The following is a 25,026-nucleotide window of genomic DNA, read 5'->3' on the forward strand; positions in this document are numbered from 1 at the left end:
CGATTAACGCTCCTTTTTTGTCTCTAAAGACAATGTACTTTTCTTTTTAGGTTTAGCATTAACAGTAATTTTTTGTTTATGCTTTTGTTTATACGTAACCGCACTTGAATCTGTATCATCTGCTGTTTTAGTAGATCCTTTTAACGCATCGTTAATCGTTGCCATTTCTCCTTTAGTTAGATCTCGCCACTGTCCCGGCTTTAAATTACCAAGCTTGACGCTCATAATACGATTACGCCTTAATTTCGTTACTTCGTAACCTAAATACTCACACATGCGACGAATTTGTCTATTGAGTCCTTGTGTTAATATAATCTTGAAAACGAATTTACTTTGAGGAGTGACGTTGCATGGATTTGTAATCGTACCCAAAATAGGTACACCTCGCGACATTCGTTCAATAAAGCGTTCACTGATTGGTTTATCTACTGTTACAATATATTCTTTATCATGAGCGTTTTCAGCGCGTAAAATCTTATTAACGATATCACCATCGCTTGTTAGGAAAATAAGCCCCTCAGATGGCTTATCTAAGCGACCAATGGGAAAGATGCGTTCTCGATGCCCGATTGCATCAATGATATTGCCTTTTACGTTACGTTCAGTTGTACAGGTAATACCTATAGGTTTGTTGTAAGCAATATAAATACGATCAGATTTATTCGAAGGCATAGCACCAACACGTTTGCCATCCACTTTAACCTCGTCACCGGGTAGCACTTTTGTACCTAATTCAGGTACAGTACCGTTGATCGTAACCCGCCCATTATCAATTAATTTATCCGCTTCGCGGCGAGAACAATACCCTGATTCACTAATATATTTATTAAGTCGCTTTCCTATTACAGTCACTGTTTTTCCATGAAATGAGTTTATCTTGAATTGTATCTCAAAACGTAAAAAACCCGTAGCTTTCGCTACGGGTTTCTCTAAATAAAAGCTTGATGATGTCCTACTCTCACATGGGAACTCCCACACTACCATCGGCGCTATTGCATTTCACTACTGAGTTCGGCATGGAGTCAGGTGGTTCTACAATGCTATTGTCATCAAGCATAATCTTTTTTCGTCTACTTTCGTAAACACAATCTCGGAATTCTGATATCTATCGTTATTCTAATTCAAGGCACAGTACGTGATGTTATCAAACATTCCTAAAACATTTAGGTGTTGTATGGTTAAGCCTCACGGGCAATTAGTATCAGTTAGCTCAAGGCCTCACAACCCTTACACACCTGACCTATCAACGTTGTAGTCTCCAACGACCCTTTAGGGAGATTAAATCTCCAGTGAGAACTCATCTCAAAGCCTGTTTCCCGCTTAGATGCTTTCAGCGGTTATCAGTTCCGAACGTAGCTACCGGGCAATGCCATTGGCATGACAACCCGAACACCAGTGGTTCGTCCACTCCGGTCCTCTCGTACTAGGAGCAGCCCTCTTCAATTCTCAAACGCCCACGGCAGATAGGGACCGAACTGTCTCACGACGTTCTAAACCCAGCTCGCGTACCACTTTAAATGGCGAACAGCCATACCCTTGGGACCGACTTCAGCCCCAGGATGTGATGAGCCGACATCGAGGTGCCAAACACCGCCGTCGATATGAACTCTTGGGCGGTATCAGCCTGTTATCCCCGGAGTACCTTTTATCCGTTGAGCGATGGCCCTTCCATACAGAACCACCGGATCACTATGACCTGCTTTCGCACCTGCTCGACGTGTCTGTCTCGCAGTTAAGCTGGCTTATGCCATTGCACTAACCGTACGATGTCCGACCGTACTTAGCCAACCTTCGTGCTCCTCCGTTACTCTTTGGGAGGAGACCGCCCCAGTCAAACTACCCACCAGACAGTGTCCCCAAGCCCGATCAGGGCCCTAGGTTAGAACATCACGCATACAAGGGTGGTATTTCAAGGTTGGCTCCACACACACTGGCGTGCATGCTTCAAAGCCTCCCACCTATCCTACACATGTAGGAGCAATGTTCACTGTCAAGCTATAGTAAAGGTTCACGGGGTCTTTCCGTCTAGCCGCGGGTATACGGCATCTTAACCGCAAATTCAATTTCACTGAGTCTCGGGTGGAGACAGTGTGGCCATGATTACGCCATTCGTGCAGGTCGGAACTTACCCGACAAGGAATTTCGCTACCTTAGGACCGTTATAGTTACGGCCGCCGTTTACCGGGGCTTCGATCATGAGCTTCGCAGAGCTAACCCAATCAATTAACCTTCCGGCACCGGGCAGGCGTCACACCGTATACGTCATCTTTCGATTTTGCACAGTGCTGTGTTTTTAATAAACAGTTCCAGCCACCTGGTTACTTCGACTGTCAACAGCTTAAAGAGCAAGTCTCATCACCGTCGACAGCGTACCTTCTCCCGAAGTTACGGTACTATTTTGCCTAGTTCCTTCACCCGAGTTCTCTCAAGCGCCTTAGTATTCTCTACCTAACCACCTGTGTCGGTTTGGGGTACGGTTCCTATATATCTGATGCTTAGAAGCTTTTCCTGGAAGTATGGCATCAACAGCTTCTACTCCGTAGAGTATCGTCTCGTGTCTCAGTCTTAAGAACCCGGATTTGCCTAAGTTCTCAACCTACTCACTTTCACATGGACTACCAACGCCATGCCTGTTTAGCCTGCTCCGTCCCTCCTTCGCAATATATAGAAGTACAGAAATATTAATCTGTTTCCCATCGACTACGCCTTTCGGCCTCGCCTTAGGGGCCGACTTACCCTGCCCTGATTAACATGGGACAGGAAACCTTGGTCTTTCGGCGTGGGAGTTTTTCACTCCCATTATCGTTACTCATGTCAGCATTCGCACTTCTGATACCTCCAGCATGCCTTACAACACACCTTCAACGGCTTACAGAACGCTCCCCTACCACTTAAATCAAAGATTTAAATCCGCAGCTTCGGTGACTAGTTTAGCCCCGTTACATCTTCCGCGCAGACCGACTCGACTAGTGAGCTATTACGCTTTCTTTAAAGGATGGCTGCTTCTAAGCCAACCTCCTAGCTGTCTATGCCTTTCCACATCGTTTCCCACTTAACTAGTACTTTGGGACCTTAGCTGGCGGTCTGGGTTGTTTCCCTCTTCACTATGGACGTTAGCACCCATAGTGTGTCTCCCGCATATCACTCATTGGTATTCGGAGTTTGCAAAGGGTTGGTAAGTCGGGATGACCCCCTAGCCTTAACAGTGCTCTACCCCCAATGGTGTTCGTGCGAGGCTCTACCTAAATAGATTTCGGGGAGAACCAGCTATCTCCCGGCTTGATTAGCCTTTCACTCCGACCCACAAGTCATCACCGCATTTTTCAACATACGTGTGTTCGGTCCTCCAGTTGATGTTACTCAACCTTCAACCTGCCCATGGGTAGATCGCCGGGTTTCGGGTCTATTCCTAGCAACTGTACGCGCAGTTAACACTCGCTTTCGCTACGGCTCCCCTAATCGGTTAACCTTGCTACTAAAAATAAGTCGCTGACCCATTATACAAAAGGTACGCAGTCACCCGAAGGCTTCCACTGCTTGTACGTATACGGTTTCAGGTTCTATTTCACTCCCCTCACAGGGGTTCTTTTCGCCTTTCCCTCACGGTACTGGTTCACTATCGGTCAGTTAGGAGTATTTAGCCTTGGAGGATGGTCCCCCCATATTCAGTCAACATTTCACGTGTGCCGACCTACTCGTTTTCACAATATGTTTGTCTTCGTGTACGGGGCTATCACCCTGTATCGCCAAGCTTTCCAGCTTGTTCCACTGACGCCCATACGCTTAAGGGCTAATTCGCGTTCGCTCGCCGCTACTAACGAAATCTCGGTTGATTTCTTTTCCTCGGGGTACTTAGATGTTTCAGTTCTCCCGGTTCGCCTCATTAACCTATGTATTCAGTTAATGATAATGTCTTATGACATTGGGTTTCCCCATTCGGAAATCTGTGTCTGTAACGTCTTTTATCGACTTAACACAGCTTATCGCAGATTAACACGTCCTTCATCGCCTCTAACTGCCAAGGCATCCACCATATACGCTTAGTCACTTAACCATACAACCCTAAATATTTTAGGTTACTCAGTGACAAAACTGAGTATCAATGTATGTCTGACATTTTCACGTACTATAAATAGCACTTGAATTAGAATGAAATAAGATAAGGAAGTCTTATTTCGGTTGTTAGCTTTATTCATTAAAGTAATGAGCGCGACACTCGTTACTTACCTAAAGCTAACGTGATATAACTAGTTGATAAAACTACTTATATCGGGATATAAATATCAGCTTTCCAGATTGTTAAAGAAATCGTAATTAACACGCATTCGGTTAAAAACTTGGTTAAAAAAACCAAATTGAAAATCACTAAAAAGTAACCTTTAATTTGGTCTCTCATTCTTTATGAAGAAGTGTCATTCAATTCAAGCTAGTCAAGGCAAGTGACACGATGTTTGCTAGTGCAAATGAGTGCTTACTTAACGAAGAATAGTGAAGAATTTGGTAGGTCTGGGCAGACTTGAACTGCCGACCTCACCCTTATCAGGGGTGCGCTCTAACCAGCTGAGCTACAGACCTATTATACGTCCCTTTACTAGGCAAAAAGTGGTGGAGCTAAGCAGGATCGAACTGCTGACCTCCTGCGTGCAAGGCAGGCGCTCTCCCAGCTGAGCTATAGCCCCTTTTAGACTTAGTCAGGGTGACTTCTTCTACGTTCGTTATCATACAATTTGTGTGAACACTCAACAATAATCTGTTTCACTTCAAGATAAGGAGGTGATCCAACCCCAGGTTCCCCTAGGGTTACCTTGTTACGACTTCACCCCAGTCATGAATCACAAAGTGGTGACCGTCCCCCCGAAGGTTAAACTAGCCACTTCTTTTGCAACCCACTCCCATGGTGTGACGGGCGGTGTGTACAAGGCCCGGGAACGTATTCACCGTAGCATTCTGATCTACGATTACTAGCGATTCCGACTTCACGGAGTCGAGTTGCAGACTCCGATCCGGACTACGATACACTTTATGGGATTCGCTCCACCTCGCGGTCTTGCTGCCCTCTGTATGTACCATTGTAGCACGTGTGTAGCCCATCCCGTAAGGGCCATGATGACTTGACGTCGTCCCCACCTTCCTCCGGTTTATCACCGGCAGTCTCCTTAGAGTTCCCGACACTACTCGCTGGCAAATAAGGATAGGGGTTGCGCTCGTTGCGGGACTTAACCCAACATTTCACAACACGAGCTGACGACAGCCATGCAGCACCTGTCTCAGAGTTCCCGAAGGCACAATTCTATCTCTAGAAAATTCTCTGGATGTCAAGGGATGGTAAGGTTCTTCGCGTTGCATCGAATTAAACCACATGCTCCACCGCTTGTGCGGGCCCCCGTCAATTCATTTGAGTTTTAACCTTGCGGCCGTACTCCCCAGGCGGTCAACTTAGCGCGTTAGCTACGCTACTCACGTCTCAAGGACACAAACAGCTAGTTGACATCGTTTACGGCGTGGACTACCAGGGTATCTAATCCTGTTCGCTCCCCACGCTTTCGTGCCTCAGCGTCAGTATTTGTCCAGGTGGCCGCCTTCGCCACTGATGTTCCTTCCAATCTCTACGCATTTCACCGCTACACTGGAAATTCCACCACCCTCTACAATACTCTAGTTACCCAGTTTCAAATGCAGTTCCGGAGTTGAGCTCCGGGATTTCACATCTGACTTAACTAACCGCCTACGCACGCTTTACGCCCAGTAATTCCGATTAACGCTCGCACCCTCCGTATTACCGCGGCTGCTGGCACGGAGTTAGCCGGTGCTTCTTCTGTCGCTAACGTCACAGATAATGGATATTAGCCATTACCCTTTCCTCACGACTGAAAGTGCTTTACAACCCGAAGGCCTTCTTCACACACGCGGCATGGCTGCATCAGGGTTTCCCCCATTGTGCAATATTCCCCACTGCTGCCTCCCGTAGGAGTCTGGGCCGTGTCTCAGTCCCAGTGTGGCTGATCATCCTCTCAAACCAGCTAGAGATCGTCGCCTTGGTAGGCTCTTACCCTACCAACTAGCTAATCTCACTTGGGCTAATCTAAAGGCGAAAGGTTCCGAAGAAGCCCCCCCTTTGGTCCGTAGACATTATGCGGTATTAGCAGTCGTTTCCAACTGTTGTCCCCCACCTCTAGGCATATTCCCAAGCATTACTCACCCGTCCGCCGCTCGTCAGCAGATAGCAAGCTATCTCTGTTACCGCTCGACTTGCATGTGTTAAGCCTGCCGCCAGCGTTCAATCTGAGCCATGATCAAACTCTTCAATTAAAAAATCGTTTGTGCATCCGAAGATGCTGCTCAATGAATTCTGTACATTGTTTTTCATTACCTAAGTAAATCAAAACTAAAACTTAAATAAGTTTTTGTATGAACATTCACTAAGACATTTTTTGTAACCTAAGTTACTGGTAAAACATCATCACTGTGAGTGCCCACACAAATTGCATGATAACTAATTGTTAAAGAACTATTCTTGCGAATAAATTGATAAATCTCATTCGTTTATCAATGAGCTCTGAGGTTGTTGCCGTGTGGCTTTACCCTTGAGAGCGGATGCGCATTCTACGCACCTCAGTTTTGATGTCAACACTTTTTATTTAAAAGTTTAAATAAATTTGTTGTTGTTTGATTTTGCTTTTTATAAAAGTAAAACCTACTTCAAAACCGCTTCTTGGCTTGTCCCCGAGAAGTGGAGCGCATTGTAGAGAACTTCAGAAATGGATCAAGTACTTTTTTCATTATTTTGTTTGTTCGAACAAATATTGAACTTAATGCTGTATATGTGAACTAAACTATGGCATAAGTAGTAAGTTTCGCGGAATTTAAACGCTGTGATTCACATTTAATCTATCAAAACGTTAAAAATAATAATAAGAAACGTTACGTTTCTAATGAGTACAATCTATGAATAAAGTAATAGCATTATTACTTTGTTGTTTATCTATGATTGCTGATGCCAAGGATTTTGCAAAAGAAAAACAGGAACGTTTAATTGGCAGTTTACTTAAACAACAAGTAAAGCAACAAATATCAATTGAAAACAGTGTTCAGTCACTATTAACCCGATATCCAGAAAAAGTGGATTTAGTCGTAACAACTGCGATTAAGTTATATCCCAATGATTATAAAAGTATTATGAAGGGGGCAATGGAAGCTGAGCCTGTTTTATCTTGTAGTGTACTAGAAGCTATGATGGCGTCTAATGTTGCTACAACTGAACAATTGCTAGCACAAGCTATCACTCTAGAACCAGCATATACTCATGAATTAATGGTTACCGCTGCTAAGGTACAGCCAGATAACTTTGATAATATTTTACGTGTAACGCTAAAAACAGAACCATTATTATCTGATAGCATCGTCGATAAAACCATGGAAGCATATCCAGAAAAGTTATTTTCGATTTTACTCAGTGCCATTCGTGAATTACCTGATGATATCTCAAGCTTTATGAAAGCGGCATTTAATCTGTCAACTTCGACAACTGAACAACCAGCAGCTAATACATTCACCTTAAAAGAACAAAAACACTTAGAAGATGTATTTAATGCAGCAATGTCAGCAGGCATGACAAAAAAAGATGCGATGAGTGTTGCGCTAAGCAGTGGTATAAATCAGGACACATTGGATAAGCTTAATTTGGAAAACTGAACCGTGCTATTAAGCTCAATAACTAACATAAAAAAGGAGCTTTACGCTCCTTTTTTATTAACTTTATCTTTCTCGTGTAATAGCGCGATGAACAATATCCGTTCTAAACTCTACACCTTGACAAGTAATTTGGTGTAGTAGTTCATACGCCGCTTTTTGTGCAGACGTTACACTTTCTCCAAGCGCAGTAGCACATAACACTCTGCCACCAGCAGTAACAACATGGCCATCTTTCAATGCCGTACCTGCATGGAAAGTCTTACGATCTTCAGCTCTGTTTGTATCCAAGTCAGAAATAACATCACCTTTTGGATATGTTCCTGGATAACCCGCTGAAGCGAGTACAACACCTACCGCTGCACGGGGACAAGAGCTAATCTCTTGTGTATCAAGCTTACCGTTTTCACACCAATTATTTTAAATTTGTATAAAGCATTTCTTTAATAGTTAGCCTATCTTCTGGGTTATCAATCCATTTTAATGCATCATAAAGGTGGTAGTTTTGTTGCGATTCTCTCTGCAATTTATCATTTAATTTACTCAGTAACACATAGGGTTCAAGCAAGTAAGGAGCCTTTTTTATCGCTTTTAGATATAGCCGTTTACTTAGTTCATATCTTTCATTGGCTTCGGCCTCCTTTGCTTCCGCGATAAGCAAAAAGGGGTTAGGATCATTGGCACTAATATAACGCTGTTGTAACACCTTATATTCACGCCATCTATGTTGTTGTTTTAGAAGGATACTATAATTTTTAAGTGCAATATAGTTGGTATTATCAAAAGTTATCACTGCACGATAAATGTTTTCTGCCTGTTTTTTAAAGCCCATCTTATTAGAGATGACTGCCAATATATTTAAACCGCTTAAGCTTTTTGGCTCTACTTGATAACCTTTATACGCATAGTTGTAAGCCACTTCTACTTCTCCTAGTTGTAAGGCTTCAGATGCAGCATTTTGATAATAAAGTGATAAGAAATCATTATATCCTATATATAGGCCGTTAAAAGCCTCTCTCGTCGCAAAATAGTCAACGACAATAGCATCGCGAAAACCAATGAGAGGCGGCGGTGATACTGATTCACCTTCTTCAGTATCTTTGGCACTTTCAAATAAAAGTGTTTTTACATGACGGGCGGAAGTTATAATCCCTCCAGCATCATCATATACCGGATTAGATAGCATCAAACGAAAGCTAAAATCTACATTTGCCAATTTTGCCAAGGCTGTTGTAAGTATGCCTAGGCTCATACAATTTCCTTTTCTTAAAGCATATGTTTTTTCAGCTGAATAGGTGAATAAATCATAGTCAAAACGTGGTAACTCTTCCTCCAAATATTTTTTAATTGCTTCGTTGCTGCCAATTTCATTTGCTTTATAACGAGCTAGATATGTTAAAAAGTGATCCTCTTGACTTTTCGACAGTGAAAAAATGTTAGACTCCGATAGAGGCAAGTTTGGAAGTGACTTATCGTTATCTGGAGGGAGAAGATCAACTGACACTACCTTATTTATTTTTATTGCTTTTTGTGAACAACCAGAAATGGAAAAGAGTAAGCTTGATAAAAGTGAAATGATACAAAGCTTAAATAAACAACTCAAATATGAGTTTCTCATCAAATCAAAGTTTAAATCCATTTACAACCACCTTATCGTAGATTAAAGGGAGTAATCACTCCCTTTACCTTTTTACCAATATTAGTATTCTCGTGCAATAGCGCGATGAGCAATATCCGTTCTAAACTCTACACCTTGCCAAGTAATTTGGTGTAGTAGTTCATATGCAGCTTTTTGTGCAGACGTTACATTTTCTCCAAGCGCAGTAGCACATAACACTCTGCCACCAGCAGTAACAACATGGCCATCTTTCAATGCCGTACCTGCATGGAAAGTCTTACGATCTTCAGCTCTGTTTGTATCCAAGCCAGAAATAACATCACCTTTTGGATATGTTCCTGGATAACCCGCTGAAGCGAGTACAACACCTACCGCTGCACGAGGGTCAAAACTAATGTCTTGAGTGTCAAGCTTACCATCACAAGCAGCTAAACATAAATCGACAAGGTTGGACTGTAAACGCATCATTATAGGTTGAGTTTCAGGATCGCCAAAACGACAATTATATTCAATCACTTTAGGGGTGCCGTCTTCAGCAATCATTAAACCTGCATATAAAAAGCCAGTGTAAGGGGCATCTTCCTTCGCCATGCCCTTAACTGTCGGTATAATAACTTCTTCCATTGCTCGTTTATGTATTTCTGGTGTTACAACGGGTGCAGGTGAATAAGCTCCCATGCCTCCAGTATTAGGCCCTTTATCGCCATCGTATGCACGCTTATGATCTTGGCTTGTAGCAAAAGGTAAAATATTTTTTCCATCAACCATCACGATGAAGCTTGCTTCTTCACCGGCTAAAAATTCTTCGATAACCACACGGTGGCCAGCGTCACCGAACGCATTACCAGCGAGCATATCTTTAATCGCGTCTTCTGCCTCTTCAAGTGTCATCGCAACAATCACACCTTTACCTGCTGCTAAGCCATCAGCCTTAACAACAATAGGTGCACCCTGTTCACGTACGTATGCTAATGCCGGTTCAATTTCGGTAAAGTTAGCGTAACTCCCTGTTGGGATATTATGACGAGCAAGAAAATCTTTTGTGAACGCTTTTGAGCCTTCCAGTTGAGCAGCTTTGGCGCTTGGGCCAAAAATAGCTAACCCTGCTTGTTGAAAGACATCAACAATACCGTCGACCAATGGTTGCTCTGGGCCAACAATAGTTAAACTGACGTTATTGGTTTTAGCAAAACTAACTAGGGCATCGATGTTTCCCACCGAAATATCGATATTTTCTAATTTAGGTTCGATTGCTGTGCCCGCGTTACCTGGTGCAACAAATACCCTTTCAACTTGATTTGCTTGAGCGGCTTTCCATGCTAATGCATGCTCACGTCCACCACTGCCAATAACTAATACATTCATTGATAAATTTCCTAAAATGGTTAAAAAGAAAGAGCGACAAGTCACTCTTTCTGATTACTAAAAGTGTGCAATTAAGGCTTTACAAATTTAAGTGTCATACGATCACTTTCACCTATTGCTAAATATTTTTCTTTGTCTTCTTCACCTAATCGTAGTGATGGCGGTAATGTCCATACACCTTTAGGGTGATCTGCGGTATCTTTCTCATTCGCGTTTATTTCACTTTTTTCAGCTAATGTAAAACCCGCTTCGTTTGCTAATTTTACTGTCAATTGTTCAGGAAAATAGCCGCTTCGCTTATCTTCTGGCCATGACTGAGTATCTGGCATTCTATGCTCTACCACTCCTAACACACCGCCTGATTTTAACGCGGTAAATGCATCTTTGAATATTTGCGCAACACCTTCTTCACCCCAGTTATGTAGGTTACGGAAAGTTAACACTAAGTCGGCCGTTCCTGCTGGCGCTAGCTCACTTGGTTGTTTTGGTGTGAAATTAGTCAGCTTCACTTTACTAAAAACTTCATTACCTGATAATTTTTTTTCTAAGCTACGACGAGATTTACTGTAATAATCATCACCGCCTGTATCTGGGTAATGTGCACCGTAAAGTGTACCCTTTTCTTTTAGCGCTGGTGCTAATATCTCTGTATACCAACCACCGCCTGGCGCAATTTCCACCACAGTCATGTTTGGTTCAAAACCAAAGAAGTTCAGTGTTTCAATCGGGTTACGGTACTCATCACGCGCTTTGTTTTTATCGCTTCGGTGTTTCGCCATTACCGCACGTTCAAGTGCTGAAGCTTCTTTTGCTTTCATTAACATCAACTCAGCAGATGTTTCTTCTGCGATAGCAGTTGTGCCACCAAAAAGCGTTGCTGAACCTATTACAGCACTGATTAATTTATTTCTTAATGCTTTCATATTTTTCTTCCTTTGAATGACCTGTTGTAGTTATATCAAAATATAAGAACAAAATATGCGAAAACAATATTCAAAACCGATAAAAAAATTAAAAAAAAGCGCGAAAACAAGTTTCAACGCTTTTTAAACTTAAATTCGACTAAAGCTCACACGCTCTACTCTTAATGGCGGAAATGACGCATACCAGTAAAGACCATCGCAATACCATGCTCATCTGCCGCAGCAATAACTTCTTCGTCACGCATAGAACCACCAGGCTGAATGACTGCAGTAATACCAGCTTCTGCAGCTGCATCTAAACCATCACGAAAAGGGAAAAATGCATCAGATGCCATCACAGAGCCTTTCACTTCTAAGTTTTCATCTGCGGCTTTAATACCAGCAACTTTCGCAGAATACACTCGACTCATTTGACCCGCACCAACACCGATTGTCATACTATTTTTGACATAAACAATAGCGTTTGATTTAACAAATTTGGCAACTTTCCAACAAAATTTAAGGTCTCGCATCTCATCTTCTGTCGGTTGACGCTTTGTCACTACTTTAAGATCTTCATCACTTACACGACCTTGATCACGATCTTGCAGTAACAAACCACCATTTACGCGTTTGTAATCAAGGCCATTAGTTTGGCTATTCCATTGGCCACACTCAAGCAGTCGCACATTAGGTTTCGCGGCAACAATTTGTGCTGCAGCTTCTGAGATAGAAGGCGCGATAATAACTTCTACAAACTGACGAGAAACGATAGCTTCCGCAGTGTCTGCGTCTAGCTCACGGTTAAAAGCAATAATACCACCGAATGCAGAAGTTGGATCTGTTTTAAACGCCAAATCATATGCCGTTAAAATATTATCACCAATAGCAACACCACAAGGGTTTGCATGCTTTACGATTACGCAAGCGGGTTCTTCAAACTCTTTAACACATTCTAGTGCAGCATCGGTATCAGCAATGTTATTGTACGAAAGCGCCTTACCTTGTATTTGTGTAGCCGTTGATACCGACGCTTCTTCAGGATTTGCTTCAACATAAAAAGCAGCATCTTGGTGTGAGTTTTCACCATAGCGTAGATCTTGCTTTTTAATGAATTGACTATTAAAAGTGCGTGGGAATTTGTTTTTCTCTTCGAAATTTACTTCTTGGTTTTCTGCACCATGTGCAGATAACATTTGACCAAAATAATTCGCAATCATGCCATCATACGATGCTGTATGCTCATAAGCTGCAATAGCAAGATCAAAACGTGTTTTGTAAGCTAATGAACCATTGTTTACGTCCATTTCAGCTAGCACACGGTCATAATCACTAGCATTAACAATAATCGTTACATCTTTATGGTTTTTTGCTGCAGCACGCACCATTGTAGGACCACCAATATCGATGTTTTCAATAGCATCTTCTAACGAACAATTTTCTTTAGCAACAGTCTTTGCAAATGGGTACAAATTAACCACGACCATGTCAATTGCAGCGATATTATTATCAGCCATCACGGTTTCATCCGTACCACGACGAGCTAAGATACCACCGTGAATCTTTGGATGAAGTGTTTTTACTCGTCCGTCCATTATTTCTGGGTGGCCGGTGTGATCAGACACTTCTGTCACCTTAATACCATTATCTGCTAACAATTTCGCAGTACCGCCAGTTGAAAGAATATCAACACCTTTTTGCGCTAAACTACGGGCAAAATCGACAATACCGGTTTTATCAGACACACTTAATAGTGCACGTTTAATTGGGCGTGGGGTATCCATTGTTGTTTCTGTTACCTTAATGTAAATATTGTTTTGTCTGGCCTTTGACACATGTCCTTGGCGATTCATCCATCTTGTTTTCATCAATGAAAGTTTTCGTTAACGTAAACATTGTTCATTGGCTATAAGTAAAAAAGCACCCTAGGGTGCTTTTTTGTTGCAGGCTAGCCTGCATGTTCTTAGTTCATACCGTACTTTTTCAATTTCTTACGTAAAGTACCACGGTTTATGCCAAGTAAATTAGCAGCACGTGTTTGGTTTCCGCGTGTATACTTCATCACTTCCTCCAGCATAGGTGCTTCAATTTCTGACAGTACCAATTCGTACATATCATCAACGTCATTGCCGTTTAATTGAGATAAGTAGTTGCTGATAGCAATTTTAGCTTGTGTACGTAATGGAGAAGCTTCAGCTTGTGTTTGTACGTTACCGGTAACAAACGGAGATGAAATATTTTGTTCAAACATATAGTTCAGACTCTTAAGTTAATTTAAATGATCAAAATACTTATTCAACGCATCGAGTTGCTCTTCGCAACTTTCTAATACATTAAATATAGAACGAAACTGTTTTCCTTGGTGTAACCTTTGTGTATACCAAGAGGTGTGTTTCCGAGCAAATCGAACGCCCATAAACTCACCATAAAACGTGTGTAAATCCTTTACATGCTCAATCACAATTGAGCGAATTTCTGCTATTGAAGGTGGTGCTAAATGTTGACCAGTTTCAAGAAAGTGATTCACTTCTCTAAAGATCCACGGTCGACCTTGAGCTCCTCTGCCAATCATTATGGCGTCAGCACCTGTATAAGTAAGCACTTGCGCTGCATTTTCTGCATCGATAATGTCTCCATTAGCGACAACAGGTATGCTTACCGATTCTTTAACAGATTTAATGGTGTCGTATTCGGCATCGCCTTTATAGAAGTCATTGCGTGTACGGCCATGAACAACTAAAGATTGAATACCATTATGCTCAGCGATTTTTGCAATTTCGACAGCATTTCTACTATTTTCACACCAACCGGTGCGAATTTTTAACGTGACAGGTACAGACACAGCATTAACAACAGATTTTACAATCTGTTCCACTAATGCAGGTTCTTTCAGCAACGCTGAACCGGCCAATTTTTTATTCACTTTCTTTGCTGGACACCCCATGTTGATATCGATGATCTGAGCACCGTTATCAACATTGACTTTCGCAGCAAAAGCTAACTCTTCAGGTTCAGAACCTGCGATTTGAACAGAGCGAATACCTGAATCAGCAGAATGAATCAAACGTCGTTTTGACTTTTCGGTATTCCAAACTTTTGGGTTGGCAGACACCATTTCTGATACTGCTAACCCAGCCCCCATTCGACAGCATATCTGACGCATTGGTTGATCAGTAATACCGGCCATAGGGGCAAGCATAGTTTGACTATTTAATCGATAAGAACCAATATTCACGTTGCTGTTTTTTTGAGCTACCTTTCAAAAGGGCGCTAAGTTTACGCGTTTTTAGTAAGATTGAAAAGCATATAAATTGAACAAATGTGAGTTTTTTTCAATCTTTTTATATTGACTTTTGGCAAAACAATATTGCAGATGATTTTGATTTAAAATGTATAACGATACTGTTCAAATTTTAACTCAATTATTACAAAATGTTAGCGGCTAGTTCCCGATAGTCTTACCCACTCTTCTTGCACAGCAATTGGATCCATTTCGCACCATTGACTATAAATTTCTTGTAATGATTTTGCTTGCGCTTCTAAAACGCCTGATAATGCAAGCTTGCTACTGCTCGCTAAAAACGCGGTAATGGTTGGTGCTAGCTCACGTAAAGGGCCGGCTAAAATATTAGCAACAACAATGTCAGCCTTAAGTGTCGGCTGGTCTTGAGGAAGATATAATGAGAGTCTATTTTCGACACCGTTTCTCTTCGCATTTTCTTTACTTGCTTGTAGTGCTTGTGGATCGATATCGATCCCGATAACTTCTTTTGCTCCTAGTTTTAATGCCGCTAAAGACAAAATACCTGAACCACAGCCGAAATCGACAACAGTTTTACCCGTCAAATCAAGGCTATCTAACCACGTTAAACACAATGCAGTTGTTGGATGTGTTCCTGTCCCAAAAGCTAGGCCAGGATCTAACATAACATTGACGGCATCTGGCTCTGGTACTTCTCGCCAACTTGGGCAAATCCAAAGTTTTTCACCAAACTTCATGGGATGGAAATTATCCATCCACTCTCTTTCCCAGTCTTTGTCTTCAAGTTGCTCAAGTTTAAACTTCATATTCTTCTTATCAGGGTGAATGCCTTGTAAATAATTGACTACAGCATCCATGTCATGGGAAGCGTCATAAAGCCCCATCACAACCGTATTTGCCCAATAAAGCACTTCGTCACCAGGAAGGGGTTCATATATAGGTGTATCTTTTGCATCTATAAAAGTAACGGCTTGAGCACCGCAAGCCATTAGCCAATCGCTGTACTTCTCTGCCGTTTCTTCATTGGCACTTAATCTAAGTTGTATCCAAGGCATACTTATTCTCTTTATCTTAATTTGTCGATATTTTAACATTATTGAGAAGAAAAACTGATTGCTATTTGTTCACTTGAGAGTCAATAATACTCATAGAATATCATGATAAGGTTATAGTGATGTGTGCAAAATATTAATCAAATGCTTATTTATCGCAACATGCTTGATTAGCACCATGTCATCAGCAAATAAAATAACCTTTGTAACTGAAGATTTACCGCCGTTGCAGATAGAAAACCCTCACACGGCACATTCAGGCGCTATGGTTCAACTAGTTAATGAGTTGATAAAAGAGCTCAAGTTAGATGCCGACATTGTCTTTATGCCTTGGGCGCGTGCTTATAATATTGCCCAAAATACTGAAAACATATTTATTTTTTCTATGTTGCGCAGTAATGATCGAGAATCACTTTTTCAATGGGTTGGAAAAATATATACCATACGCGCACATCTTGCTTCGTTAGCAAAAAAAGAGATAACGATTAACTCAATCGAAGATGCCAAACCATACAAAGTAGGCGTAATCCGCAATGCACTTGCACAAAGTTATTTACAACAACTTGGCTTTAAAGATAACAAAAATATTTATGCTAACCCTTCCTATAAAGCGCTATGGAGCAATTTATTGAATGGCAATACAGACTTGGTCTTTACCAATAATATTATTTGGGGGCCACAAGTCGCGGAGGCGGGTATTGACCCTAAAGACATAAAACTTATTTTTGAAATTAAAGACTATGCCTCAGATATGTATTTAGCCTCAAGTAAAACGACAGATCCTATACTGGTTAAAAAAGTGACGTTAGCATTAGAAAAAATTAAAGCTGACGGACGTTATGATAAAATTATTAAACAATGGCAATTATTCTAAAGACCAATGAAATATTTTCCTATCTTTCTAACCGCAGATCGAATTAATGCATTAATAATAGGCGGCGGTGACGTTGCAGCGCGAAAAATTGAATTGCTGCTAAAAGCTAATTGTAAGATTACCGTGATGAGTGAAGATTGCAACATGGCTGTAGAGCGTTTAATTAACACCGCATCACTTACCTATCTAGCGCATCAATATCAAGCAGATACTCTTGAGCAATACAATTTAGTGATTGCTGCGACTGATAATGAAACGGTTAATCAACAGGTTGCAGAGCGCGCTCATCAGCTTGATATTCTCGTCAATGTTGTTGATCAGCCCGCACTGTGTAGTTGGATAACGCCAAGTATTATTGATAGAGATCCGATGCTTATTGCCTTATCGAGCTCAGGTTCAGCCCCAATTCTTTTACGTATGTTGCGTGAACAAATTGAAAAAACGCTGCCTGATGGTTACGGTAAACTTGCTGAGTTTAGTTATAAATTTAGAGATCACGTTAAAGCCCGTATTAAAGGTGTGAGAAACCGCCGTGCATTCTGGGAAGATATATTACGCGGGCGTATCGGACAACGAGTACTCGATGGTGATATCGAACAAGCTGAAAAACAACTTATTCAACAACTTAAGCGGGAAATTTCTTTGCCAGAAGGGGAAATTATTTTCATCCATACCTTGCTAGGTAATCCTGATAATTTAACGTTGGCCGCTCACAGAGAAATGCAGTTTGCCGATGCAGTATTTTATGATGAACAAGTAAACCCAGCCTTTATTGAGTATATTCGAAGAGACGCAGATAAGTACCCTCAACAAATCAACGCTGATGTATTAATAAATGCACAACATGCATTAGAGCTTGCAGAAGAAGGACAGAAAATCATTTATTTGTTAGCCGGTCATCAAACGATACCACATAATTCAGCACTATCGCTCAGCCAAGTAACAGTAAAAGAGCTTGTGTGTGGCACTTAACGTTTAGCACGAGCATGAACAACCACTAAAAAAAGCCCCACTCTCACGAGCGGGGCTAACAATACGTTTACGCAGTAAGAGCAATTCTACGCACGTACTCCCGGAAAGAAGTACCCATGCAGGTACATCAACCATTAAAGACTCAAAACACATAAGTAAGGGCAAATATTTGCTTTGACTTTAATGTAAACACTTGCTGTTAATACCTTTACTCTGGCTATATGAGTAAAAATACTTAAGGGTTAACATCAAGTTGTTTGTATACTAGCAATGCATTCCCTCACAGTCAATACAAATGAGAATTATTTTTATTAACTTTTGTTTTTATATTTTTTTGATAAACTTTATTCCTTATCATCACAAAAACTTGTACAAAAGGTGAACAATAAATTCCAAATAAATTTGAATGTTGAGCATATTTTCCGCCAATACCAATGGATAAATTTTTAACCGTTGATGCTTTAACCAATGTTCCTGCCAACCTGTCCCATACAGCCAAAGCAGAACCCAAATTAACGTCAAACCACATTGGATTGTCGCTATGGTGCACTTGATGCTGAGCAGGACTAATTAACCAATTCTCGAACTTATCACCCCATGATAACCATATATGGCTATGACGTAAGTTAGAGCCCATGAAATTAAATGCAAAGACAAATAAATTGGCGCCTACAATATCAACCATCTTTAACGTAGGACCAAATAAGTAATAACAAAAGCCTACAACAAACCCTTGAGTAAGTGCCATACGACATGCGTATAAGTAACTTTCAACGGGATGTGACCGATAAATAGTCATCGGCGTTAACACTTTCGCCGAGTGATGTACCTTATGAAACTCCCATAAAAACGGGATCTTATGCAATGCCAAATGCAATAAGAATCGCGTTAAATCATCAAAAATAAAGAGTAAAAAGGTAAAAGTAAACATAATAGTGGATGCTGACCAAGTTAAATGCTCAATCGTACCAAATATCCGTTCAATCGCGTCAGATACGCCTAATGCAATGGGCGCCATTGTTAAAACAATGAAAGGAAAAAAGGCAGCTTTTAACAGATTATTTATCAAGAATAAGTAATAGTCATGGCGTGCGGAGCTTGAAAAATAAATATTTCTAGGAAAAACATACTTCAAAAAACCAATCACAGAGCGTTGTGAAGTACTTTTTGCCGCTCCCCATATGAAGGCAGGAACAGCAAGCATCAAAGAAGAAAGCAAATATCCCCAGTAAATGCGTTTATTTGCATCAAATAGATAGCCTGATAATTCATCTAGATTTGTATATAGAAAATCAATCATCGGTTATCTCTCAAAAAATAGTGACTGGCTTTAAGTGACAACCAGCCACTGTCTACTAAAAGTTATATTGATAGCCAAAATACGCTTGTTGCGGCTTACTTGGACGAGCACCATATGGGCGACGGCTGATAACCTCTTGCTCATCTAGAATGTTATCAATTTTCAAATAAACACTACCTAATTTACCTAAATCGTAGCTAGCTGAAATATCCAGAATACTATAAGCTTCAGTAGCTTCACCAGCAAGTGTTACTGCCTCCCCAGAAGCTTCCATCATTTCATCAACATAACGCGCCACCAAATTTATATCCCAATTATTCGCCGCTAAACCCATGGATAACGTTAACTGGTTTTCTGGTTGATAAGGAAGCGGATCCCCCTCTTCAATAATTCCCCACATAGGAAAGTCAGAGGTAAAGCTAGTGTCAAATTCTGACTGTGTATTGGTATATACTAAAGATACAGGTAAATCAAAAGTACTATTAATTGTAAACGTATGACCCGCTGTAAATTCTATGCCATATACGGTTGCTTTACCGCTATTAAATTCAGCGTCTAGGTTGTCACCACAACTTGCAGCAGCAGAAAATGAACAGCTCTCTTTTAAGTTTTTAATGTCATTATAAAAGTAAACCGCTTCAAATTGTGTTCCGTTACTACGATAACGTGCTCCTAATTCATAGTTTACACTGCTTTCAACATCAACCGCAGGATCTTCTTTTGGACTAGTTGGAATAAACCCTTCATGCACACCAAAGAAAAAACCAGCAGACTCATTAGCTTTATAGAAAACACTTAAACTGGGCAACCAAATGTTGGTTTGTTTGTCCAACCAATCATTCGCTTTTCCTACTGCTTTATTTTGGTAGTTGGCATCAATAAATTCACCGCGAATACCTAACGTTACATCTAACTGATGCCAGCTAATTTTATCCTTTAAAAAGATAGATATTGCATCTGTTTCTTCTATATTGGTCGTGGTCGCAACAGTATCATTACCATCACTAATAAGTTTACTCGATTGCATCAAAAATGAGTCTTCGGTATGAAAACGTTTGATCTGATCTTGATGAAATCTCACGCCAATATTAAATTCATGTGTTAACCCGGATAATTGATAGTCGGCATACAGTTCTGATTGAATTCCCTGAGAATAGTACTCACGATAATTATCACCAACTATTATTTTTTCATACTCCTTTTGACTATCGGCTTCTCCAGTAAGTAATCGATAAAAACCTTGATGCTTTTCGTCTGTAGGGTTTGCAATGACTTCTTGCACATCGGCATCGACTAAACCGCCTTTAAACCCGTTAAATTTAAACCATGAACGGTCAAATTGATTACGATAAAGTCGCGTTGTAATATCAAAACTTTCAGTGCCAATAAAATGAGTAAATTGAATTTGCTGATGTTGCCAATCCATTTTATCTAACTGGCTTGCTGCATAACGGCGGTTAGGCGCTGTAGCAAAATCTTCATCAGTTAGCCCTAAATAGGTTTCATCTGATAACTCATCAGCATAACTTAATTTTAATTCAACGAGTTGACTATAATGATTATTAGAAAGGTCATAATTAAATTTAACCATAATATCATTTTTGTCAAAACCAGTGTTTCCTCCTCCATCAAGTACTTTAAAGCCATCTGATTGCAGATGTACGCCCTCGATTAGATAACCTAATTTACCTTTAGTATTACCATAATATGCTTTCGCTTTTAAGTAACCATCGGTACCTGCGGCAAGGTCAAGCGAGCCTTCACTTGATCTTGGCACATGACGAGTGGTCATATTTAATGCACCAGCTACCGTATTCGGACCATATTTAATAGCTGACGGACCTTTAAATACTTCTAATGATGTCATCTTATTCATCATTGGGAAGTAATATGCTGCAGGCGCAGAATAAGGAGCAGGTCCAATTAAAACACCATCTTCCATTACTGTAATTTTTTTACTGCGTTCAGGAGTCGCACCACGAAAACCAATATTAGGACGTAAACCAAAGCCATCTTCTTCACGAATATTAACCCCTGGTACGCTGTATAAAACACGGTTAATATCATCAAATTTAAATTTCTCTAACGTTTGTTCATCAATTAATGTAGCAGAGCCAGATTCAGTTCTTAATTGATCATCATGACCTAATATTTGAATACGTTCGTAATATTCTTTATCTGTGTCTTTTTTATCGGAGTCATTAACGGTATTAGCAAGTGCTGGTGCGCAGATCGCGCTGATAACCAATGCCAATGTATGTTTAGCAAATAATTTCATCATTAGTCGTTGTCCCCTGCTGCCGTTTTAGGAAGCTCAAGTGCCAGTTTATTGATAAAATCAGTTTTCAGAGTATCAGTGACATTTTTTACATTGGCATGTGTTTGTTTCACTTTCTCTTCGTCGGTTAATAAGGTGTCAGCCATGCTAGTTTGATATTCTTGCGATTGTGCAATGGCCAAGTCGATATGTTCTTTCAACAAAGATGCAACGTCTGCCGCATTAGACTGTTCTAAAAAATCAAAAAAGTTCACTCCTTGGGCACCTGAAAGTAATGCCTCAAAACCGATTAAGTTCTGAGTGATATGCTCGATAGAAGCATGTGCATAAATTGACTCAACTGACTCTGGGCAGACTGCCGAACCACACTCATTTAAAGCATACCCTAAAGGTTCAGCTAACTTGCCATCTTTGGTGCTTTTATCAATGTAAAACATTGCATCAGTAATACGGTTAACCGCTGCATGTACCGATTCAATGGCACTATCATCACTTCCCGCTTGTTTTAATTGATTTGCATAGCCTTCGGTTGCCAACCAGTGAGTTGTTAACGTTGTAGCACTGTTATTAATATCGTCTGCAACAACCGTTGCAAATTCACAACGTGCGACTTTACGATAACTTTCTGATTGGTTATTCCAGTTATCTGGCGCGCTAGCTTCACAACTATCGGCTAAGTTGTCATTGAATAATAAATATTCTAATGCCGCCATACCTCGACGTGTTGGCGTACGTTTACTGATATCATATGGTTGACCATTTACAGTATCAGCTTTAAAAAATGTGATGTCGTAATCGACCGCACATGTGTTGACCGTTGGCCAAGAATAAATACTCGCTTTTAAATAACCACTGTTTTCAACTAATGGTCCAAGTTGCATAACCTCAATTTGTTGCCAAATTGACATTGCTTCACGCCATGAATCTCGAGCAGTCATTTTTGCAGTATTAACAGCCTCTAAGTTACCAAAACCATCAGCGTATTGGCTTTCTACATCACAATAAGCGTTAACCGCTTGTGCTTGTTCGACGCTTTTCTCTTCAAATGCCTGATAAGTTGGCGTGATAACGTTATCAACAACGTTAACGACCAACGCCGCTTTGTCAAAATCTGTAGTTATTGGAGGTGGCTTTATGCCAAAATCTTCGCCAGCTTTACTGCTGGTGCTTTCACCACAGGCGCTAGTTAATAATACTGAAGCCACTGTAATGGATAAAGTACTTTTATCAAACTTAGTGAACATGTAACACCTTGTTTTTTATTATCAATTAAAACAGCAAAAGCTTGACTAGTAATAGCCAAGCTTTTATTTTTTACAATTTACTTTATTATCAAAAGATTACCAGTTCTCTGCATTTTCTGCGTCAAATTCATAAGCTTCTTTAAAAATATCACGCGCCTTAATTAAGTTGTTTTGATATGCTTCAATATCAGCCATATCAACCACTGGCTTATCACCAACATACTGATGAAATAATGCAAAGTCTTCGTCAGATAATGGTGAATACGGATTAAATTGTAACCCTAAAGCAAAGCCTTTTAATTCTGACCAATGCTTTGCTAAATCAGTAAAGCTAAATTCTGTCGAACCTTCTTTTAGCTTGTTTAAATCAGCATAAGAGTCATTAATATAATGTACAACAGTAGCAGCAATGGCTTTTTCCCACGCTAATAATGCCTGATCACGATGGCCCTTCAATGTTTCCATTTGCTCATCAGTTAACGCATTTGGCGCATTGTCATTAATTAACTTACGTCCAGCAATGAGTGCATTCATAGCATCACCGGTAAAATCTGTAGCAACCACTGCTTTACGATCTCGCTTAGCCGCATTTACAGACGCACCGAAATTATATTCAGAAAGAAGATCTATTTCACCATCTGCATTAGAATCAAATTTACCATTCCAAGCAGTTCGTCCATTAGTACCTTCGTCATCAACCTTACCTGCAATTTCATTATCTGAATATTCTAAGTAATCTCGTGCAGCACCAAAATAACCAAAGCCTTCATCAAACTGATGCTCAAGGTTAGTATATTTTTTACCTGAAACAGCACTCGTGTTATCAGTTAACAAACCTTTTCCTTCAGTTTCATGACCAAAATAGTCATCAGCAGCTTGTGAATAAGTAACAGACATCAATAAGAATTTTTGAATAAGCTGTTTAAGGTCTGTACCGTCTTCATTGACATAGATGCTCGTAATTGCTTCACCATTTACATCAAAACGAGCAGCACCATTAATGTATGTCATCGCGTTATCGGCAAGTTGCTCAAAAAACATGTCAACTAAGCCCTCAGGCGTGTAATCACCTTGGTTGCCCCAGCCAATAAATGCATTTGAAGCTGAGTCGGTATGCCCCCAAGTTTTATGTTGACCTTTTTCATCACGCCCAGCAATTTTACCGCCTTCGCCGCCTAATCTTTTTGCACTACCAGAGATATTGGCAATAAATTTTTGCTTAGCATTATCGCCAAACGATTTAAGGGAAAAATTGTCATATTGCCCTTCTGACGTGCGAAAATATAAGTTTAACTTATCTAATACATCTTGTTTGGTTGCTAAAACACCGTTGTCTAAGTCTGTTTTTAACTCATTTGCAATGTAGTAATTAAGTTCATTGATCAAAGCATGACGTGCAATTTGACCGCTGTATGAAACACTTGAACCTTCTTCAAACTTACTTTCAAAGTCATAGCCAGCAATGTTATTTACTTCAATTGTCATTTCTTTGGTAAAACTAAGGCCACCATTATCTTGCGCAGTCACACTAATAGTATAAGATTGCACAGCTTCATAGTTTACCTCAACGCCCTCGGCTAACGCTAATTCAGTACCATTTACAACAAACATGTCGCCATCAACGCTAAAAGTATGCGTATCGCCACTTGCGTCAGTTGCTGACAACGTGCCTACTACTGCGCCTGCAGTGTTTTCATCAACAGATGAATTTGAAACACTTATGTCTGTAGGGGCACTATTTGTTGGTGTTGTATCAGTGTCTGGTGTTTTAGAACTACCACCGCCACCGCCACAAGCAGACAATGCAAATATTGCAGATAACGCAATTGCCACGGTACTTTTTTTAGCATTCATAGTATTAACCTTCTCAATTAAGCTATTCGTATAAATTTTAATTGCCGCAAGGTTAACATATGTAACAATAAAGTTACAAATAGAAATCGTTTTCATTATCAACTGTACTTTTGGTACAGCACACTAAAGTAAAGACACGCTTTTATACATTCTCCATACAACCTAGCATATTTAATAACATTATTAATGAGATATACATTGCTAACAAGAGTAGTGATTATGTAATCTGCTTGTTAATGCTATAAATAATATTAACAAAAAACTAACACTGCTTAAGCAAAGGAGCACACCTTAAAAGGGTTTTCAGGGAAGTGGCTAACGTAATTTCATTTGTTTTATATAATTGAGCGACCCATACAATTCATGCTTTTATGTAAGATCAATGATGGATTACTTTCGCCATAAAAATTATTTTACTAACTTTAGGACCTAATGCTCAACGACATTAATTTTTCAGATACTAGCGATGAAAAATGACACTTAGATGGAATGAATATGACTAACCCATTAATTTTGGGTAACAGTAATATGACAACTTGAAGACAAAAACGAAATGTAAAGGTTAATGACTAAGGGAAGGACAACAGCTTATTAACGATGATTAAATGGATAAACC

At 40.3% G+C, this 25,026-nt stretch carries 15 protein-coding genes, 2 tRNA genes, 3 rRNA genes and 1 pseudogene; 3 read left to right on the forward strand and 18 right to left on the reverse strand.

Going from position 1 to position 25,026, the window contains the following annotated elements; all coding sequences use genetic code 11:
- Positions 1 to 3: 3 nt before the first annotated feature.
- The 6 genes from rluF to QUE72_RS17500 form a co-directional block, all read right to left on the reverse strand.
- Positions 4 to 852 (reverse strand): 23S rRNA pseudouridine(2604) synthase RluF, encoded by an 849-nt coding sequence (gene rluF / locus QUE72_RS17475; RefSeq protein ID WP_286270406.1) that lies wholly within the window; start codon positions 850 to 852, stop codon positions 4 to 6.
- 87 nt (positions 853 to 939) lie between these two features.
- Positions 940 to 1,054 (reverse strand): 5S ribosomal RNA (gene rrf, locus QUE72_RS17480).
- Positions 1,055 to 1,174: 120 nt separating this feature from the next.
- A 23S ribosomal RNA gene (locus QUE72_RS17485) occupies positions 1,175 to 4,054 on the reverse strand.
- Between the two features lie 444 nt (positions 4,055 to 4,498).
- Positions 4,499 to 4,575, reverse strand: a tRNA-Ile gene (locus QUE72_RS17490).
- Positions 4,576 to 4,603: 28 nt separating this feature from the next.
- Positions 4,604 to 4,679, reverse strand: a tRNA-Ala gene (locus QUE72_RS17495).
- An 87-nt stretch (positions 4,680 to 4,766) separates the two neighbouring features.
- Positions 4,767 to 6,309: ribosomal RNA gene (locus QUE72_RS17500) — 16S ribosomal RNA — on the reverse strand.
- Together the 16S, 23S and 5S rRNA genes with 2 tRNA genes alongside form the textbook arrangement of a ribosomal RNA operon.
- Positions 6,310 to 6,945: 636 nt before the next feature.
- Here QUE72_RS17500 and QUE72_RS17505 point away from each other — a divergent pair.
- Positions 6,946 to 7,692, forward strand: coding sequence for a hypothetical protein (locus QUE72_RS17505; RefSeq protein ID WP_286270408.1), 747 nt, complete (start codon positions 6,946 to 6,948; stop codon positions 7,690 to 7,692).
- Positions 7,693 to 7,755: 63 nt separating this feature from the next.
- Here the strand turns inward: QUE72_RS17505 and QUE72_RS17510 are convergent.
- The 8 genes and pseudogenes from QUE72_RS17510 to prmA form a co-directional block, all read right to left on the reverse strand.
- A pseudogene (locus QUE72_RS17510) lies at positions 7,756 to 8,088 on the reverse strand (phosphoribosylglycinamide synthetase C domain-containing protein); the annotation flags it as partial.
- Positions 8,089 to 8,104: 16 nt separating this feature from the next.
- On the reverse strand, positions 8,105 to 9,328 hold the full coding sequence (locus QUE72_RS17515; RefSeq protein ID WP_286270410.1) for a tetratricopeptide repeat protein: 1,224 nt from the start codon (positions 9,326 to 9,328) through the stop codon (positions 8,105 to 8,107).
- Positions 9,329 to 9,388: 60 nt separating this feature from the next.
- Positions 9,389 to 10,672: a phosphoribosylamine--glycine ligase gene (purD, locus tag QUE72_RS17520; RefSeq protein WP_286270412.1), complete on the reverse strand. Its 1,284-nt coding sequence runs from the start codon at positions 10,670 to 10,672 to the stop codon at positions 9,389 to 9,391.
- A 71-nt stretch (positions 10,673 to 10,743) separates the two neighbouring features.
- On the reverse strand, positions 10,744 to 11,496 hold the full coding sequence (locus QUE72_RS17525) for a class I SAM-dependent methyltransferase (RefSeq protein ID WP_322111100.1): 753 nt from the start codon (positions 11,494 to 11,496) through the stop codon (positions 10,744 to 10,746).
- A gap of 260 nt (positions 11,497 to 11,756) precedes the next feature.
- Positions 11,757 to 13,358 carry a bifunctional phosphoribosylaminoimidazolecarboxamide formyltransferase/IMP cyclohydrolase gene (purH, locus tag QUE72_RS17530; RefSeq protein WP_074497070.1) on the reverse strand — a complete coding sequence of 534 codons (1,602 nt, stop codon included), beginning with the start codon at positions 13,356 to 13,358 and terminating at the stop codon, positions 11,757 to 11,759.
- A gap of 179 nt (positions 13,359 to 13,537) precedes the next feature.
- On the reverse strand, positions 13,538 to 13,825 hold the full coding sequence (gene fis / locus QUE72_RS17535) for a DNA-binding transcriptional regulator Fis (RefSeq protein ID WP_074497022.1): 288 nt from the start codon (positions 13,823 to 13,825) through the stop codon (positions 13,538 to 13,540).
- Between the two features lie 18 nt (positions 13,826 to 13,843).
- Positions 13,844 to 14,809 (reverse strand): tRNA dihydrouridine synthase DusB, encoded by a 966-nt coding sequence (dusB, locus tag QUE72_RS17540; protein ID WP_286270413.1) that lies wholly within the window; start codon positions 14,807 to 14,809, stop codon positions 13,844 to 13,846.
- 200 nt (positions 14,810 to 15,009) lie between these two features.
- Positions 15,010 to 15,891 (reverse strand): 50S ribosomal protein L11 methyltransferase, encoded by an 882-nt coding sequence (prmA, locus tag QUE72_RS17545; RefSeq protein WP_286270414.1) that lies wholly within the window; start codon positions 15,889 to 15,891, stop codon positions 15,010 to 15,012.
- A gap of 175 nt (positions 15,892 to 16,066) precedes the next feature.
- Here prmA and QUE72_RS17550 point away from each other — a divergent pair, with 175 nt between their 5' ends.
- Positions 16,067 to 16,762 carry a substrate-binding periplasmic protein gene (locus QUE72_RS17550; RefSeq protein WP_286270415.1) on the forward strand — a complete coding sequence of 232 codons (696 nt, stop codon included), beginning with the start codon at positions 16,067 to 16,069 and terminating at the stop codon, positions 16,760 to 16,762.
- Between the two features lie 6 nt (positions 16,763 to 16,768).
- Complete coding sequence (locus QUE72_RS17555; protein WP_286270417.1) at positions 16,769 to 17,734, forward strand: siroheme synthase; 966 nt, start codon at positions 16,769 to 16,771, stop codon at positions 17,732 to 17,734.
- 286 nt (positions 17,735 to 18,020) lie between these two features.
- Here the strand turns inward: QUE72_RS17555 and QUE72_RS17560 are convergent, their stop codons facing one another.
- The 4 genes from QUE72_RS17560 to QUE72_RS17575 all read right to left on the reverse strand — a co-directional run bounded on the left by QUE72_RS17560 (position 18,021) and on the right by QUE72_RS17575 (position 24,410).
- Positions 18,021 to 19,034 carry a sterol desaturase family protein gene (locus QUE72_RS17560; RefSeq protein ID WP_286270420.1) on the reverse strand — a complete coding sequence of 338 codons (1,014 nt, stop codon included), beginning with the start codon at positions 19,032 to 19,034 and terminating at the stop codon, positions 18,021 to 18,023.
- 55 nt (positions 19,035 to 19,089) lie between these two features.
- Complete coding sequence (locus QUE72_RS17565; protein WP_286270421.1) at positions 19,090 to 21,315, reverse strand: TonB-dependent receptor family protein; 2,226 nt, start codon at positions 21,313 to 21,315, stop codon at positions 19,090 to 19,092.
- Positions 21,315 to 22,556 (reverse strand): imelysin family protein, encoded by a 1,242-nt coding sequence (locus QUE72_RS17570; protein WP_286270422.1) that lies wholly within the window; start codon positions 22,554 to 22,556, stop codon positions 21,315 to 21,317. The genes QUE72_RS17565 and QUE72_RS17570 overlap by 1 nt, the downstream gene beginning before the upstream one ends.
- Before the next feature lie 96 nt (positions 22,557 to 22,652).
- Positions 22,653 to 24,410 (reverse strand): DUF4856 domain-containing protein, encoded by a 1,758-nt coding sequence (locus QUE72_RS17575; protein WP_286270423.1) that lies wholly within the window; start codon positions 24,408 to 24,410, stop codon positions 22,653 to 22,655.
- Between the last annotated feature and the right edge of the window lie 616 nt (positions 24,411 to 25,026).

The organism is Thalassotalea hakodatensis (genome assembly GCF_030295995.1).
Taxonomy (GTDB): domain Bacteria; phylum Pseudomonadota; class Gammaproteobacteria; order Enterobacterales; family Alteromonadaceae; genus Thalassotalea_C; species Thalassotalea_C hakodatensis.

Bases quoted from the DNA above. Each gene is read 5' to 3' on its own strand.
- QUE72_RS17505 (WP_286270408.1), top strand. From the start codon at position 6,946: ATGAATAAAGTAATAGCATTATTACTTTGTTGTTTATCTATGATTGCT.
- QUE72_RS17515 (WP_286270410.1), bottom strand. From the start codon at position 9,328: ATGGATTTAAACTTTGATTTGATGAGAAACTCATATTTGAGTTGTTTA.
- purD (WP_286270412.1), bottom strand. From the start codon at position 10,672: ATGAATGTATTAGTTATTGGCAGTGGTGGACGTGAGCATGCATTAGCA.
- QUE72_RS17525 (WP_322111100.1), bottom strand. From the start codon at position 11,496: ATGTTAATGAAAGCAAAAGAAGCTTCAGCACTTGAACGTGCGGTAATG.
- purH (WP_074497070.1), bottom strand. From the start codon at position 13,358: ATGGATACCCCACGCCCAATTAAACGTGCACTATTAAGTGTGTCTGAT.
- fis (WP_074497022.1), bottom strand. From the start codon at position 13,825: ATGTTTGAACAAAATATTTCATCTCCGTTTGTTACCGGTAACGTACAA.
- prmA (WP_286270414.1), bottom strand. From the start codon at position 15,891: ATGCCTTGGATACAACTTAGATTAAGTGCCAATGAAGAAACGGCAGAG.
- QUE72_RS17550 (WP_286270415.1), top strand. From the start codon at position 16,067: ATGTCATCAGCAAATAAAATAACCTTTGTAACTGAAGATTTACCGCCG.
- QUE72_RS17555 (WP_286270417.1), top strand. From the start codon at position 16,769: ATGAAATATTTTCCTATCTTTCTAACCGCAGATCGAATTAATGCATTA.
- QUE72_RS17560 (WP_286270420.1), bottom strand. From the start codon at position 19,034: ATGATTGATTTTCTATATACAAATCTAGATGAATTATCAGGCTATCTA.
- QUE72_RS17565 (WP_286270421.1), bottom strand. From the start codon at position 21,315: ATGATGAAATTATTTGCTAAACATACATTGGCATTGGTTATCAGCGCG.
- QUE72_RS17570 (WP_286270422.1), bottom strand. From the start codon at position 22,556: ATGTTCACTAAGTTTGATAAAAGTACTTTATCCATTACAGTGGCTTCA.
- QUE72_RS17575 (WP_286270423.1), bottom strand. From the start codon at position 24,410: ATGAATGCTAAAAAAAGTACCGTGGCAATTGCGTTATCTGCAATATTT.